The sequence below is a fragment of the Acidovorax sp. LjRoot117 genome (assembly GCF_964252695.1).
In the GTDB taxonomy this organism is placed as follows: domain Bacteria; phylum Pseudomonadota; class Gammaproteobacteria; order Burkholderiales; family Burkholderiaceae_C; genus Acidovorax.
This window is the reverse complement of record NZ_CAXUPO020000008.1, coordinates 148,701-164,792: the sequence shown is the minus strand read 5'-3', so window position 1 is coordinate 164,792 and position 16,092 is coordinate 148,701. Positions and strand designations below refer to the sequence as shown.

The window sequence follows — 16,092 nt, the reverse complement described above, 5'->3', positions numbered from 1 at the left end:
CATTTAATAGTTTTCTTGATGGTTGGTGTGGTTTGGTACCTACAAACTGGTCGGTAGTTGCCAGCAGTTGAACCAAGTTGACCTTTGGATGCAGGCCGAAAAGGGCGTGTGCGGATCAAGGCTTCTAAAATTCCGGCACGCTGATTGAAACCATGTGTATCAATCGGTGGTTCTGGTTTACCCTTAGTTCGGTCAATCCTGCGCCGGCCCGCCGCCGGTCTGATGTTCCTGCCTGCGCCATGTCCACTTCCGCCGCTTCCTTCCCCAGCCCAGAGATCGCCGAGCACATGGCCACGCAGCAGTGCGCAGCGCAGTGGAGGGGGTTCCTGCAGGCGCTGACGGAAGAATTCGCGTCCTCCCTGGCCCCCGAGGATTTGCATGCGCTGATGTTCCGCGTGGGAACGCGCTTTGCGGCCGCGAACCCCCTGGCGCCCGCTGCCACGCTGGACGAGCTGCAGCGCGGCATGACGGCGGTGTGGGAGCGCATCGACTGGGGCTGGGTGCAGCTGTCGCAAGAAGCGGCGCGCCTGAACATCCAGCACAGCCTCTCGCCCGTATCTGCAGCATTCGGGGCGCGCCACGTCCAGTGGTCGGGCGGTTTCCTGGAGGGGGTGTACCAGAGCTGGATGGAGCAGGCCGGCTCCGGGGCGCTGCGCGTGGTCCAGGTGGCTCCTGCCGACGCCTGGGGCTGCGTGCAGTTCCAGCTGGCGCGCTGAACTGTCGCCCCGCACGCAACAACGCACAGACGGTGATTGACCTATGAAGCCCTCCGATGACGTCGTGAACCTCTTTCAACAGTTTGGCGCCAAGCCCGGCCCTTACCAGGAACTGGCGCGCCAGCAGGAGCACCAGCTGTCGCGTGACCGCTGGCCGCTGGTGACGGCGGTGCACGGCGCCGTGGCCGGGGACATCCCGTCGGTGGTGCGCCGCGGCGATGCCGCGGAGGCGGCTCCAGCGCCCGCGGTCCGGCCGAACGCTGTGCCGGCCGCCGCTCCTGCGGGTCCGGGTCCTGCCGCATGGGCGCAACTGGCCCCTGCGCCTGTTTCGGCGCCCGCCCCTGCCCCTGCGGCCCTGGCCCCGGCTGCCGCTTCGGTGGACGCCTTGGCGCAGCCCGCACCCGTCGCCGCCCCCTTGATGTCTGCGGACCACGCGCCAGGCTACCGGGCGGCAACGCCCGTTTCTCCGGCCCCGGTGGCCGCATCGGCGCTGGCGTCGCGCTCGCCGCTGTCGGGCCTGGCGGGCCTGCGCTCCGGCGCTCCCGCCGCCGAAGCCCCTGCGCCCGCAGCCGGTGCATTGCCCACGGACCTGCCCTCCGTGTTCGCCCGTTTGGCGGGGTCGGCCGCAGCCGCTCCGGCCGCCCCGCAAGCCGCACCCGCGCCTGCTCCGGTCTGGCAACCGCGCCGAGGTCCGTACCCATGAAGGTGATCGCTATCGTTTCCGCCAAGGGGGGCGTGGGCAAGACGACATTGACGGCGAACCTGGCCACGGCCCTGCAAAGCCAGGGCGTGGGCACGCTCCTGGTGGTGGACATGGACCCGCAGAACGCGCTGGGCCTGCACTTCGGTGCCGACCCGCGCGCGCTGGGCGGGGTGTCCCGCGCCAGCCTGGAAGGTGAACACTGGGGCGCTGTCTGCGTGCGCAGCCTCTCGGGGGTGAACGTGCTGCCCTTCGGGATGGTGAACGAGTCGGACCGGGTGGCCTTCGAGCGCCACCTGGACGCCCACCCTGCCTGGCTGGTCGAGCAGCTGCAGCGCCTGGAGCTGCCGCCCGACGCCGTGGTGCTGGTCGACACGCCGCCCGGCCCGTCGGTGTACATGCAGCAGGCGCTGTCGGCCGCGCAGGCGGCGGTGATCGTCAGCCTGCCCGATGCGGCCTCCTATGCGGCCCTGGCGCTCATGCAGCGCCTGGTGAATACATATTGCGCTCCCCGACCGGACTTTGTGGACGCGCTGTACGTGGTCAACCAGGTCGACAGCGCGCGCCAGCTGGCCAAGGACATCACGCGCGTCATGCAGGACAACCTGGGCGAACGCCTGGTCGGTGTGATCCATGAAGACCAGGCGGTGCGCGAAGCACTCGCCTACGACCAGAGCGTGCTGCAGTACGACGCCCACGGCCAGGCCGCCGACGACCTGCGCAAATGCGCGCGGGCGATCACCCAGCGCCTGCGCCTGCCGCTGCTGCCGGGAGCGCCGCGATGAGCGTCGACCAGCGCCCCCGGGCGGACGAAGTCGCCGACGCCGATTCGCACAGCCCCCAGGCGCACTGGCGCACGGTGGTGCATGCCATCACGGCGTGGGAGATCTGGACGCATCCTCTGGCGCGCGTGGCGGCGGTGGTGTTCAGTGCGCTGCTCATGGGATTGGTCATCAGCGTGCCGCTGGACCTGCAGGGGCAGGTGCTGTTCTCGCTGGGCTCGTTCGGCGCCGCGCTGCTGCTGAGCAAGACCCCGGGGCGGCTGTCGACGCTGGCGATGATCGTGCTGTCGATCTCGGCCTCGTCGCGCTACATCTACTGGCGCTTCACCGACACCATCGGCTTCACCAACTGGGTGGACGCCGCCTTCGGCTACGGCCTGGTGCTGGCCGAGCTGTACGCGTTCGCCGTGCTGCTCATCGGCTACCTGCAGACCGCCTGGCCGCTGCAGCGCCGCCCGGTGCCCATGCCCGCGGACGTGAGCACCTGGCCCAGCGTGGACGTTTTCATCCCCAGCTACAACGAGCCGCTGGAAGTGGTGCGCCAGACGGTGTTCTCGGCCATGAGCCTCGACTGGCCCCAGGACCGCCTGCACGTGTACGTGCTGGACGACGGCCGCCGCCAGGACTTCCGCGAGTTCTGCGAAGAGCTGGGCGTGGGCTACATCATCCGTGACAACAACCACCACGCCAAGGCGGGCAACATCAACGCGGCGCTCAAGATCACGAACTCCGAGTACATCGCGATCTTCGACTGCGACCACATCCCGACGCGCTCGTTCCTGCAGGTCTGCATGGGCTGGTTCTTCAAGGACACCAACCTGGTGATGCTGCAGACGCCGCACGTGTTCTTCTCGCCCGACCCCTTCGAGCGCAACCTGGACACCTTTCACCGCATGCCCAACGAGGGCGAGCTGTTCTACGGCATCGTGCAGGACGGCAACGACCTGTGGAACGCGTCGTTCTTCTGCGGCTCCTGCGCCATCATCCGCCGCAAGGAGCTGCTGGAGGTGGGCGGCATCGCGGTGGAGACCGTGACCGAAGACGCGCACACCGCGCTCAAGCTCGCGCGCCTGGGCTACAACACCGCCTACCTCGAAGTGCCGCAGGCCGCGGGCCTGGCCACCGAGAGCCTGTCCGGCCACGTGGGCCAGCGCATCCGCTGGGCGCGGGGCATGGCGCAGATCGCCCGCACCGACAACCCGCTGTTCGGCAAGGGGCTCAAGTTCGGGCAGCGGCTGTGCTACCTCAATGCGATGCTGCATTTCTTCTACGGGCTGCCGCGCCTGGTGTTCCTGACCGCGCCGCTGGCCTACCTGTTCTTCGACGCGCACGTGTTCCAGGCCACGGCGCTCATGATCACGGCGTATGCGCTGCCCCACCTGGCCCACGCCAGCGTCACCAACTCGCGCATCCAGGGCCGCTTTCGGCACTCGTTCTGGAACGAGGTGTACGAGTCCGTGCTGGCCTGGTACATCATGCGGCCGGTGATCGTGGCCTTCATCAACCCCAAGCTGGGCAAGTTCAACGTGACGGCCAAGGGCGGCGTGATCGAGAAGGCGTACTTCGACTGGACCATCGCGCGGCCCTATGTGGTGCTGCTGCTGATCAACCTGGTGGGCATCGCCGTCGGCATCTGGAAGCTGTTCTACGCGGACGGCGACGAGACGACCACGCTGGTCATCAACATGGTCTGGACGGTCTACAACATCATCCTGCTCGGCGCGAGCGTGGCGGTGGCCAGCGAGACGCGCCAGATCCGCGGCACGCCGCGCGTGGCGGCGGCCCTGCCGGCGGTGATCCGTTTCGAGAACGGCCGCACCCTGGTGTGCAAGACCGAAGACTTCTCGCAGCACGGCCTGGGGCTCACGGTGCCGCCCGAGAGCGACATCCCGATGGGCAGCAAGCTGTCGGTATCGCTGTTCCGCTCCGACGAGGAGGGCGTCTTCCCGGCGGTCGTCACCTTCAACGGCAAAGGCCGCCTGGGCGTGAAGTTCGACAACCTCACCCTGGCCCAGCAGGCAGAGCTGGCATCGCTGACCTTTGCGCGCGCCGACGCCTGGATCGCCACCTGGGGCACCGGCCAGCGCGACAAGCCGCTGCGCTCGCTCGGGAGCGTGATCACGATCGGACTGCGCGGCATGGGGCAGCTGGCCTCCACCGCTGTCAAGTCGCTGAAGCCCCGGTAGCCGTTCCGTTTCCTGTATCCGAAGATTCCACACATGACCTCCACACGACAACCGACAGATCGGCTGCCGCGCCAGCGCATGCTCCCCGCCATGCTGGCCCTGGCGCTGGCAGGAACGGCCGCCCCCGTCGCGCAGCTCGCTGCGGCACCTGCACCCGCACCGGCTGCGGAGACCACCGCCGGGTCGCTGCCGGCAGCAGGCGGCGTGCGTGTGCAGCGCAACAGCTTCAAGGAACTGGGCGCCCTGTTCCCGCTGCAGTTGCGCGGCGTGGACGGCACGAGCGGCGTGGCCTTCAGCGTGCGCAACGACGAAGTGGTCACGGGCGCGAAGCTCAAGCTCAACTACTCGTACTCGCCGGCGTTGCTGACCAACCTGTCGCACATCAAGGTGATGGTCAACGAGCAGGTGGCCGCGACCATTCCCGTCACCACGCAGCAGGCGGGCGAGAACCTGCAGCGCGAGATCACCATTCCCCCGCGGCTGATCACCGAGTTCAACCGGCTGAACCTGCAGCTCATCGGCCACTACACGATGGAGTGCGAAGACCCGCTGCACTCCAGCCTGTGGGCCAACGTCGGCAACGACAGCGTGCTGGAGCTGACCGTGGCCCCGGTGGCGCAGACCAACGACCTGGCGCTGCTGCCCCAGCCGTTCTTCGACCGCCGCGATGTGCGCCCGCTGGAGCTGCCCATCGTGTTCAACGCGGCGCCCAACACCGCAGCCCTGCAGGCGGCGGGCACGATGTCGTCGTGGTTCGGCGCGCTGGCGGGCTTTCGCGGCGCCAAGTTCCCGTCGCTGATCGGCGAGCTGCCGGCACGCGGCAACGCCGTGGTGATGGTGGCGGGCCGCGCGCAAGCCCCGGCCGGCCTGTCGCTGCCGGACATCCAGGGCCCCACGGTGGCGGTGGTGAGCCACCCCGCGGACCGCAACGGCAAGCTGCTGCTGGTGATGGGGCGCGACGATGCCGAACTGGCCGTGGCGGCCAAGGCGCTGGCGGTGGGGTCTTCGGCCCTGTCCGGTTCCATCGCGCGCATCACGGAGGTCACGGAGCTCAAGCCCCGCAAGCCCTACGACGCGCCCCACTGGCTGCCCAACGACCGGCCGGTCAAGTTCGGCGAACTGGTCGAGGCGTCTGCGCTCGACGTGTCCGGCTACTCGCCCGACCTGATCCGCGTGAACTTCTTCCTGCCGCCCGACCTGTTCGCATGGCGCCAGAAGGGCATTCCGGTGGACCTGCGCTACCGGTACACCCCGCGCCCCAACGCCGACAAGTCCACGCTCAACATCAACGTGAACCAGCAGTTCCTGCGCTCGCTGCCGCTGCGTTCCGTGACCCACGAGGAGCCCGGCACGTTCGACCGCCTGCTGACCAAGGTGCTGCCGCTGAGCGAAACCGGGCCGGAGCGCGAGAAGTTCCACATCCCGCTGTTCAAGCTGCCGTCGCAGTCGCAGCTGCAGATGCATTACTACTACGACGTGGTCAAGCAGGGCGCCTGCAAGGACGTGCCGCTGGACAACGTGCGCGGCTCGGTGGACGCGGATTCGACCCTCGATATTTCCGGCTTCAAGCACTTCATCGCCATGCCCGACCTGGCCGCGTTCGGCAACGCGGGCTTCCCGTTCACCCGCATGGCCGACCTGTCGGACACCGCGGTGGTCATGCCCGACAAGCCGGGCCTGGCCGAGTACGGCACCTACCTGGGCCTGATGGGCATCATGGGCCGCGTGACCGGCCACCCCGCCATGGGCGTGACGGTGGCGCAGGCGCAGCAGGTGGACAAGCTCTCCGACAAGGACCTGCTGGTGATCTCTTCGGGCGGCGGCAACCAGCCGCTGCTCAAGCAGTGGGCCAGCTCCATTCCCGCGGCGCTGCAGGGCGACGCCAAGAGCTTTCAGCTCGCCGACCTGGCCCGCCGCCTGATGCGCTGGTGGGGCTTCGAGGAAGAGGCCGGAGTGCAGACGCGCCGCAACCAGGTGGCGTTCTCGAGCAGCAGCACCGATGCTTTCATCGCGGGCTTCGAGTCGCCGCTCAAGAACGGCCGCAGCGTGGTGCTGGTGGCCAGCAACCAGCCCGCCGGGCTGTCGCAGGTGGTGGATGCGCTGCTCGATGCCGATTCGCTCACGCACGTGCAGGGCAGCACCACGGTGATCCGCGGCAAGCAGGTCGACAGCCTGCTGGCCGAGAAAAACTACTATGTGGGCCAGTTGGGCCCGCTGCTGTACACACAATGGTTCCTCTCGCGCAATCCGCTGCTGCTGATCCTGCTGGGGGTGTCTGCCGCGGTGCTGGTGGCCATCGTCATGTACCTGTCGCTGCGTGCACGTGCCAGGGCCCGCCTCAAGCAGAAGGCCTGATGACGCCGCGCGGCGCATCGGCGCCCGCTGCGATGTTCTGAAACAAGCAAATCGTTCCCGGCCCCGTTGTGGGCCGGGGCCATCTGGGAGAAGGAAGGCATGGCCTCCAAACACCGTCGTCACCACACACTTGCGCTGGGGCTGATGGCCTCGATGATGGCGCCCGCGGCCTGGGCCCAGACCGGGGCCGAGCAGACGCTGCTCGACCAGGGCCAGTACTGGCAGGAGCGCGGAGATACCGACCGCGCGGGCGAGGCCTGGCAGAAGCTCTTGCGCATCAATCCCCAGAACGCCCAGGCCCTGTACGGGATGGCGCTGGTCGAGCTCAACGCGCAGCGCCCCGAGGGCGCGCAGCGCTACCTGACGCAACTGCAGGCGGCCCAGCCGCGCAGCCCGCTGGTGAGCCGGCTGCAGGAGTCCATCCGCAACGGGCGCAGTGCCCCGCAGATCGAGACTGCACGCCAGCAGGCCCGCAGCGGCCAGGCCAGTCAGGCGCTGAGCACCTACCAGGCCGCGCTGGGTGACCGCGCGCCCACCGGCCCGCTGGCGCTGGAGTACTACCAGACCCTGGGCGCCACGGCGGGCGGCTGGGACGAAGCGCGCCGCGGCCTGGGCCGGCTGGCGCAGGAGTCCCCCGAAGACCCGCAGATCGCCCTGGCCCTGGCGCAGCACCTGACCTACCGCGACGCCACGCGCCGCGAGGGCATCGGCCAGCTGGCGCGCCTGGCGGGCCGACCCGACGTGGGCAAGGCCGCCACGGAAAGCTGGCGCAAGGCGCTGGCCTGGACGGGCACGCGCTCGGCCGACATCCCGCTGTACGAGAACTTCCTGCGCGCCAACCCGGGCGACACGGCCGTGCAGACGCGGCTCACCCAGGCGCAGAACCTGCAAAAGCAGGCGCAGAGCTCCGGCCGCCCGGCCGCAGGCGCCGACCCGCTGCGCCAGCGCACCACGGCCGGCTTCCAGGCGCTGGACGATGGCGAGCTCGATGCGGCGGAGACCGCCTTCTCGAGCGTGCTCGAAGCGCGCCCCGCCGACGGCGATGCGCTGGGCGGCCTGGGCATCCTGCGCTTGCGCCAGGAGCGCTTTGCCGACGCGCGCGGCCTGCTGGAGCGCGCCTCGCGCGCCGGCTCGGCCAGCCGCTGGAAGCAGGCGCTGGACAGTGCCACTTACTGGAGCCTGGTCGAGCAGGCCACCAGCGAGCGTGAGCGCGGCGACACCGCAGCCGCCCAAAAATCCCTGGAGCAGGCCGTGCGCCTGAACCCGGCCGAGGTCACGGCACAGACCGACCTGGCGGACCTGCTGGTCGAGGCAGGGCAGTACGACGCCGCCGAAGCCGCCTACCGCCGCGTGCTGGCGCGCCAGGCAGACAACCCCGATGCCGTGCGCGGCCTGGTGGGTGTGCTGGCCCAGAACAACAAGGCCGCTGAAGCGCTGACCCTGGTCGAGAAGCTCTCGCCCTCGCAGCAGGAAAAGGTCGGCGCCCTGGGACGCCTGCGCGCAGCGCAGGCACTGGGCCAGGCCCGCGCCGCCACCGAGCGCGGGGATACCGCTGCGGCCCGCGTGGCGCTGGAAGACGCGCTGCTCAACGACCCCGCCAGCCCCTGGGTGCGCCTGGACCTGGCGCGCCTGTACCTGCGCATGGGCGCGGTGGCCGAAGCGCGCGGCGTGATGGACGGCCTGCTCATCTCCAACCCCAACATGCCCGAGGCGCTGTACGCCAGCGCGCTGCTGGCCTCCGAAGCCAGCGACTGGCCGGGCGCGCTGGCGCTGCTGGACCGCATTCCCGAGAAGCACCGCACGCGCGACATCGCGGCCCTGCAAAAGCGCGTGTGGGTGCATGTGCAGGCGTCGGCCGCCTCGGCCCTCGCGGCCGAGGGCCGCCAGTCCGAGGCCCTCGCCACGCTGGCCCAGGCCGAGTCGTTTGCCACGCAGGACACCGAATTGCTGGGCGCACTGGCCCTGGCCTATGCCGACGCCGGCGAGCCCCAGCGCGCCCTGGGCATGGTGCGCCAGGTGCTGGCGCGCACCCCGCGGCCCGACGTGGGGCTGCGGCTGCAGTACGCGGCCACGCTGCTCAAGACGCAGCAGGACGTGGAGCTGGCCGGCATATTGCGCCAGTTGCAGACCGCGCCGATGAACGACCGCGAACGCAAGAGCTTTGCCGACATCCGCCGCGCGTACATCGTGCGCCAGGCCGACGGCCTGCGCGAGGCGGGCGACCTCGTCGCTGCGTACGACACCCTGGCGCCGCTGCTGGCCGAGCAGCCCGACGAGCCGCTGGCCATGGCGGCCCTGGCCCGCATGTATGCGGCCAACAACGACTATGCGCAGGCGCAGGCGCTGTATGCGCGGCTTTTGGAGAAGTCGCCCAACGACGTGCCCCTGATCCTGCAGACCGCAGCCATGGCCACGGGTGCCAAGGACTACGGCTACGCCGAGTCGCTGCTGTCCGTGGCGCTGGCGCGCGCGCCGCGCGACCCCGAGGTGCTGACCGCCGCGGGGCGGCTGTACCGGGCGCAGGGCAAGAACAGCAAGGCCACCGAGTTTTTCACCGCCGCCGTCGCTGCAGAGAACGCGCAGCGCGACGCCGTGCTGGCCGCCAGCGGCGTGTCCACCGGCCCGGCCCGCATGGGCAATCCTTTTGCCCAGCGCGCAGCCCTGCAGCGCACCAGCAGCGGCCTGTCGGTGCCTGGGTCTGCGTCCGCTGGTGCCATGGCGCGCACCCCGCTGGGCTACACGCCCCTGCAGTACGCGCCCCAGCCTGTGGCGCGCAGCAATGCGCCGTCGGGGCTGTACATCCCGGATCCTGCCGGTGCGAGCCGGTTTGCGCCCGCGCCCCAGATGGTGGTCCAGGCACCGCCCATGACGCCGGCCAGCTACTACCCCGAGCTGGCCACGCCGGCCCCCGCTGCCGAGAGGGCCGCATCGCCATCCACCAATGCGCGGCGCAACGCGGCGGCGCCCACGGCAGGCCGCACCGCCTTGGCGCCCGCGCAGCGGCAAGCACCGGCGTCATCCGCCGCCGCTGCCCCGGCCGCGGGCGGCACTGGCGCGGCCAGCGTGCCCGCCTATGTCCCTGCGTACGCCCCTGCCTACGCGCCCGCAGCGGTGCCGGCGCAGCAGAACGCCGCGGCAGGCTACATAACCCCCGCGCAGGGCTATGCCGGTTACCCGGGCATGCAGCCTTCTGCACAGCTGCAACAACAGCAGCAGCAGCGGGCGCAGGCGATGGCCCCGCAGCCGTCGGCATGGTCCACCGCAGGCACGTTGAACGCCGTGCCGGACCCCACGCGCCCGCGCACGGCGCGCGATGAGCTGCGCGAGGTGCAGCAAAGCCAGATCAGCAGCTTTTCCGTCGGCGCCACGGCCCGCGCCCGCCAGGGCGAGGCGGGCATGAGCCAGCTGTCCGAGATCGAGGCGCCGGTGCAGCTCAAGATGAGCGTGGGCGATGGACACCTCATCCTGGGCGTGACGCCCACCGGTGCCAGTGCGGGCTCGCCGGGCACGCCGTACGGCACCGTCAGCCGTTTCGGCGGTGGGCCGGTCACGGCGCTCGACATGCCCGAGCGCGCTCCGGGCTCGCAGAGCGACAGCGGCATCGGGCTGAGCGTGGGTTACGAGTCCGGCAACTTCAAGGCCGACATCGGCACCACGCCCCTGGGCTTCGGCCAGGCGGACGTGACAGGCGGCGTGCGCTACCGCATGCCCATCAACGACGACCTGACCATGGCCGTGGACCTGTCGCGCCGCCCTGTGACCGACAGCCTGCTGTCGTTCGCCGGGGCGCGCGACGCCCGCACCGGCGACCGCTGGGGCGGCGTGTCGGCCACCGGGGGCCGCGTGGACCTGACCTGGGACGACGGCGAGCTGGGTGTGTACGGCTACGGCTCGCTGCACGGGCTGACCGGTGAGCGGGTGCGCAGCAATGCGCGCGTGGAAGCCGGTGGCGGCATGTACTGGCATGTGCACCGCACGTCCAACGCCGACCTGACCGCCGGCCTGAGCTTCACGGGGCTGTCCTACCAGCGCAACCTGCGGTACTTCACCGTGGGCCATGGCGGGTACTTCAGCCCGCAGCAGTTCCTCTCGTTCGGCATTCCCATCGAGTGGGCGCAGCGCAATGGCCGCCTGTCCTACCAGCTCAAGGGTTCGGTGGGCGTGCAGTACTTCAAGGAAGATGCCGCGCCCTACTTCCCCAACAGCCCCTCGCGCCAGGCGGCAGCGGCGGCGGCGGCCAGCGATGCGCTGGCGTTCGGCGAAACCGGCGCCACCGCCATCTACCCCGGGCAGTCGCGCACCGGCCTGGGCTACAACCTGGGCGCTGCCATGGAGTACCAGATGCATCCGCAGGTGTTCCTGGGCGGCCACCTGTCGCTCAACAACGCGCGCAACTACCGCGAGTTCGCCGGCGGCCTGTACGTGCGCTATGCGTTCCAGCCCTACACCGGCCTGCAGGCGTTCCCGGTCAACCCGCTGCGCTCGCCCTACGCCAGCAACTGATCACCGCGCCCCACGGTGCGGCGTGCCGGGCCGCTGCGGGCCGGTCCCGCCAGGACAAACCTGAAAAAGCCCCCCATGCCAGAAGCATGGGGGGCTTTTTTTTCAGCTCCTGCTGCGCGCAGGGCTGGAGGGTGGAGGGGGTGCCTCAGACACCCTCTCCGATTCCACCGGCGCTCAGCGCGTACCTATGAAGATCGTCTGGAAGCGCTGGCCTGTCAGCGTGCGCGCAGCTGTCAGCACGCGCAGGCCCGTCACGGTCTGCCCTGCGGCATCAAAACGGGCGGACGCCACGCCCGTCTGGTTGGGCGAGCTGTTGAAGGGGCAGCCGCCGCCGGTGTAGGCCAGGTTCTGCACGCGGTAGAGATTGTTGCCGCCGCCTTCATACGCAGTGACCACGCCCGTGAGCGCGCAGCCGTTGCTGGTGGTGCCCTTGATCTCGCCCAGCGCGTTGAGCGTGAGGCTCATGCTCGTGCCGCCAAAGCCGATGGAGGGGCTGCTGTAGGTGCCTGCCAGGCGCGCGACCGACGAGGACAGCAGCGCGTTGTACGGGAAGGTGGTGTCGGGCACCATCGAGAACGACGTCGCCGCGCTGCCCTGGGCGGGGTTGGCGTAGGTACCGGCAAAGCTCACGCCGGTGCGCGCGTCGCCGCTGAGCACCATCGACTCGGTGTACTGCGTCGCCAGCGGATTCTGGTGGTTGAAGTAGGCACCGTCGTTGGAGCTCACGAGGCTGCTGCCGGGCGTGACCAGCAGCGTGCCGTACAGCGCGTCGTAGCCCGCGCCGATGGGGCGGTAGAAGAAGTAGCCGCCGTCGGGGAGCACGGCCGCGGACACCGACGTGGCGCCCGAGCCGCTGACCGTGCCGGTCCAGTTGCCCGCCGCGCTCTGGGCCGTGGGGGCGGGCGTGGGGTTGTTGGGGCTGTCTGCCTTGCCTTCCAGCACGAAGGTGTTCGCCGGGCCGGTGGCGTTGCGGGTCATCATCCAGATGCCGCTGCGCTCCGTGGCGCTCACGTCGAACTTGAGCACCGCGACGCCGGCCTGCGTGGTGCCGGCGCCCGCGCACAGGGTTTCATTGCCCGAGAGGTTCATCGACACGCCGTACACCGCGGAGTCGCTGGCGCGCGGGATCACCGTGCCGGTGACCGTGCAGGCACCCACCGATCCGGTGAGTGCGCCTTGCGCCGTGATGGACAGCACCCAGTTGCCCCCGAACACACCGCCGCCGCGGTAGGTGCCTTCCATGAGCGACAGGCGTGCGGGGTGGTTGTTCAGGTCGCTGTAGTTGAGCTTGAACGTGGTCGTGGAGCCGGTGGCGGCCGCCGTGGCCACAGGGTCGCTGTAGTTGCCGCTGATGGCATTGGTGCGGCCCGTGGTCGCGCTGGCCGATGCGGTGCCGCGCAGCGTCACGTTGGTGGCGAACTTGCCGTCGCGCACCGAGAAGTACGTGACCCCGGTGGCCAGCACCGTGGTGCGGTCCACGTTGAGCCGGCCGTAAAGGCCGTCGTACCCGGCAGAGCTGGCCGCCTCGCGCGCCAGGTAGAACTCGCCGCCGGTGCCCGTCGGGCCGGGGTCGATATAGCCGAACACCTGGCGCTGCAGGGCGCCGGTACCGACCGTGCCCGACCAGACACCGCCCGGGTACTGCTGCACGCCGGGTGCGGGGCCCACGTCCCCCCCGTCGGAGGAGCCGCCGCCGCAGCTGGCAAGCAATGCCGCACATGTCAGGGAGAGCCAGGAGAATTTGCGCATGATGGACTGGAAAGAAGATGCTGGAAATGACGGGAGTTCGGGGCGTGGCACTCTGCGGCAGCGTGGACTTGTCAGCCGCCTGGTGGCCGAGGCCAGCGCAAAAGACAGCGAGAGCAATGCCCGTCCAGCCCGAGAGACCGCCCGGCCAAAACACTGCGTGCGGGGCCGGGCTGCTGTATCCAATTGTGCCAGCTATGGGTAAAAAGGCCTTCTAAAAATCGCTTCCAGGCGTAGCGGCGGCCCCGGCGGGAATGACTGCCGTGGGCCCAGGCCGACGTGATCGATGGCTACGGTGTGGCAGCTATGAAATCTGTAGCAATAAAGGCAATCACAACAAGCGGCAGGGGCATTTTTGGCGTGTCCACCGCCGCCAAAAGAAAAGGCCGGGCACCTTCGCAGGTGTCCGGCCTTGTCAGCCTGTGGTGCCGCACCGTGTCTGGCGCGGGCTCGGCTGGGGGTATCAATCGTCGTTGGTCGCCAGGCTGATGAGGATGCGCAGCACGTACCAGAGCATCAGCGCGATGGAGGCGAACAGGTGCAGCGCAGCGCCTGCAGGGCGGTCGGCCGGGTAGTCGTGGATGATGCGCGAGGTGTCGTACAGCACGCAGGCGCCGGCAAACAGCACCATGATCCCGGAGAACCAGATACCGAGCTTGAAGCCGAAGATCGCACCGGCCACGATGGTGCCCAGCGCCACCAGGCCACCCACCTTGAGGATGCCGCCCAGGAACGAGAAGTCGGACTTGCTGGTGAACGCCGTCCAGGTGAGCGCCGCCACCATCAGCAGCGTGATGAACGCAGCCGCACCGATGGCGCCGGGCACCAGCAGCTGGGCGATGCCGAACATCGGCGCGAAGATCAGGCCTTCGGCGAGCACGTACAAGCCCAGGCCCATGAGCTGGGTCTGCGGGTTCTCGGCGTTGTCGGCCAGGTGGGATGCCAGCCAGCCCACCAGCATGAAGGCGCCCATGACGCCGAGCCAGATGAATTTGTTGCCGCTGCCCATCAGCATCTTGGCGGTGGCGGTGGAAAAGCCGCTCATCATCAGCACGGCCGAGAGCACGACAAAGGCCAGGATGGCCGCGCCCAGGTGCTTGTACGTCGAGACGATGAAATCGCGCCGCTCCAGCGGTGCGCCGGCGGGTGTCTGGGGTGACAGTGCGTTGGGATTCATGGTGTAGGTCCTCCGGTGATGAAACTTATGGTTGCTGTGATCACGTTGTGCGGGAGGGGCGCGCGCCGGGCGCTACCCCTCCCTCCCTCTCGTGTGTCTGGTGGCGTGCCGCCATGCAGGTGCATGGCCGGCGCGCGCTGGAGGCATCAGGCGGCTGCGGCCTGTGCGTCTTGCTGGTCTTCGCTGCGCCGCAGCTTGCGGTTGGCCCACACGCCGCCCGCGCCGATCAGGGTCAGGAAGATCGCGAAGATCCACGTGCCCGCGCCGCTGAACGACTTGGCGTTGGACTGCGCTTCGGAGAGCAGGCGCTGCTTGCTGGCTTCGTAGGCGATCACGGGTTGGCCGCCGGTCACGATTTCATAGACGAGGTCGTTGTCGCTGGAGTCGAACAGCGCGGTCACCTTTTCATCGATCAGGTTGCCCACCAGGGTGGGTTGCGTGCTGTGGTCGATGCGCAGCTTGCGGTCTTCGCCGCCCGCTTCGGGCTTCACGGTGATTTCGTAGTACTTCTTGGTGGTGCGGCGCTTGCGCGTCACGGTGACTTCAGAAGCGCCCGTCACGGTGCCGGCCAGCGACGTCAGCTGCTCGCGCGGCTTGTAGGCGTGGTCGCCGTCGGCTTTCCACTGGCTCCAGACCGACATGCCGATCAGGCCCGGGCCGGCCAGCAGCAGCAGCCAAGCGTAGCCGGTGATGAAAATCAAGATCTTGCGGACGAATCCCATTGAAAACTCCCTGTGTGTGTTGTGTGTGTTTTTTCCTGTCCACCCGCTGGCCGATCAGGCCACGTGACGGAAGGCCTTTTGGCGAGAAAACGCCAGGTCCGCGATGATCTGCGAGTTATGTGTGAGGTATGTTTCAAAGTGTTGCGCGCGTAGCATGGATGCCGCAACTTGACAAACATGCCCTTCCCCGTCGCATGGAATTCGTGTAAGCCGTGGGTCAGTATCCAGGCCGCTTCAGCCTGCTGCCCGTCCGGCGTGGTGTGCCGTGCTGCTGGTGGCGGGGTGACAGGTGAGCGTTCGAACGCACGCCCCACGGCACGGCACTGAGCGAGCACAGCTTTCACAAAGGACAAGGGGTGGTCCAAGCCTGTCGCAGGGGTCTGCTGCGGCGCTGCGTTGCACAGCGCTGGCTTGCTATGGGGGAGGGATCAGAGCCCGGCCGCAGGCCGGGTCGCTGTGCTCAGCGGTCAGGGTGCGCACCGGTTGCGCCCTGCCAACCGCTGGCCGGTCGTGGTCAGAACGGAATGTCGTCGTCCATGTCATCAAAGCCCGACGCGGCACGCGGTGCCTGCGCTGCGGGCGCAGGAGCCGGGCGCTGTGCCGGTGGGCGGGCCGCTTGTTGCGGCGCAGGGGCTGCACGCCGTGGAGGGGGCGCCTGGTCGTAGCCGCCGCCCTGGTCGCCACCATAGCCGCCGCCGTCGTCATAACCACCGCCGCCGCCTTGCTGGCCACCACCACCGCCACCGCCGCCCATGCCCTGGCGGCTGCCCAGCATCTGCATCTGGTCGGCACGGATTTCGGTGCTGTACTTTTCCACGCCGCTCTGGTCGGTCCACTTGCGGGTGCGCAGGGATCCTTCCACATACACCTGCGAGCCCTTGCGAAGGTACTGGCCGGCGATCTCGGCCAGGCGGCCGTTGAAGACCACGCGGTGCCACTCGGTCGCTTCGCGCATCTCGCCGCTTTGCTTGTCTTTCCACTTGTCGGTGGTGGCAATCGTCACATTGGCCACCTGGTCGCCGCTGGGAAAGGTGCGCATTTCAGGGTCTCGGCCCAGGTTGCCGACGATGATGACTTTGTTCACGGATGCCATGCTGCTCTACCTCGAAGTTAAAGGGCGCCCGTCGTTGAGAAGGAGTCCGGGCGCCAAACGCTCCATTGTGCCGCAACGCCGCCAGCCCGGGCCACAAAGCAAAACGCCTGGC

Annotated in this window: 10 protein-coding genes; 6 read left to right on the top strand and 4 right to left on the bottom strand. The window is 69.0% G+C overall.

Translation table 11 applies throughout. The features are described 5' to 3' along the window. The first annotated feature begins 239 nt into the window (after positions 1-239). The 6 genes from bcsD (at position 240) to ACSQ3D_RS19690 (ending at position 11,242) form a co-directional block, all read left to right on the top strand. Positions 240-716, top strand: coding sequence for a cellulose biosynthesis protein BcsD (bcsD, locus tag ACSQ3D_RS19715; protein WP_235503871.1), 477 nt, complete (start codon positions 240-242; stop codon positions 714-716). 43 nt (positions 717-759) lie between these two features. Next, positions 760-1,419 carry a cellulose biosynthesis protein BcsP gene (gene bcsP / locus ACSQ3D_RS19710; RefSeq protein ID WP_436128011.1) on the top strand — a complete coding sequence of 220 codons (660 nt, stop codon included), beginning with the start codon at positions 760-762 and terminating at the stop codon, positions 1,417-1,419. Then, entirely contained in the window at positions 1,416-2,201 is a 786-nt protein-coding gene (gene bcsQ / locus ACSQ3D_RS19705; RefSeq protein ID WP_056411008.1) for a cellulose biosynthesis protein BcsQ, read from the top strand. The genes bcsP and bcsQ overlap by 4 nt, the downstream gene beginning before the upstream one ends. Continuing rightward, on the top strand, positions 2,198-4,384 hold the full coding sequence (bcsA, locus tag ACSQ3D_RS19700) for a UDP-forming cellulose synthase catalytic subunit (RefSeq protein ID WP_436128010.1): 2,187 nt from the start codon (positions 2,198-2,200) through the stop codon (positions 4,382-4,384). Before bcsQ ends, bcsA begins: the two co-directional genes overlap by 4 nt. Positions 4,385-4,417: 33 nt before the next feature. Further along, positions 4,418-6,739, top strand: coding sequence for a cellulose biosynthesis cyclic di-GMP-binding regulatory protein BcsB (gene bcsB, locus ACSQ3D_RS19695; RefSeq protein WP_396506421.1), 2,322 nt, complete (start codon positions 4,418-4,420; stop codon positions 6,737-6,739). Positions 6,740-6,838: 99 nt separating this feature from the next. Then, complete coding sequence (locus ACSQ3D_RS19690; protein WP_436128009.1) at positions 6,839-11,242, top strand: cellulose synthase subunit BcsC-related outer membrane protein; 4,404 nt, start codon at positions 6,839-6,841, stop codon at positions 11,240-11,242. 174 nt (positions 11,243-11,416) lie between these two features. Here the strand turns inward: ACSQ3D_RS19690 and ACSQ3D_RS19685 are convergent, their stop codons facing one another. The 4 genes from ACSQ3D_RS19685 to ssb form a co-directional block, all read right to left on the bottom strand. Continuing rightward, complete coding sequence (locus ACSQ3D_RS19685; RefSeq protein ID WP_436128008.1) at positions 11,417-12,991, bottom strand: hypothetical protein; 1,575 nt, start codon at positions 12,989-12,991, stop codon at positions 11,417-11,419. A gap of 460 nt (positions 12,992-13,451) precedes the next feature. Continuing rightward, the gene (locus ACSQ3D_RS19680) at positions 13,452-14,165 is read right to left on the bottom strand and encodes a Bax inhibitor-1/YccA family protein (RefSeq protein WP_056411015.1); all 714 of its coding nucleotides are present in this window, start codon (positions 14,163-14,165) and stop codon (positions 13,452-13,454) included. A gap of 146 nt (positions 14,166-14,311) precedes the next feature. Beyond that, positions 14,312-14,887 carry a hypothetical protein gene (locus tag ACSQ3D_RS19675; protein ID WP_436128007.1) on the bottom strand — a complete coding sequence of 192 codons (576 nt, stop codon included), beginning with the start codon at positions 14,885-14,887 and terminating at the stop codon, positions 14,312-14,314. 514 nt (positions 14,888-15,401) lie between these two features. Beyond that, positions 15,402-15,980 (bottom strand): single-stranded DNA-binding protein, encoded by a 579-nt coding sequence (gene ssb, locus ACSQ3D_RS19670; protein WP_436128006.1) that lies wholly within the window; start codon positions 15,978-15,980, stop codon positions 15,402-15,404. Positions 15,981-16,092: the final 112 nt, after the last annotated feature.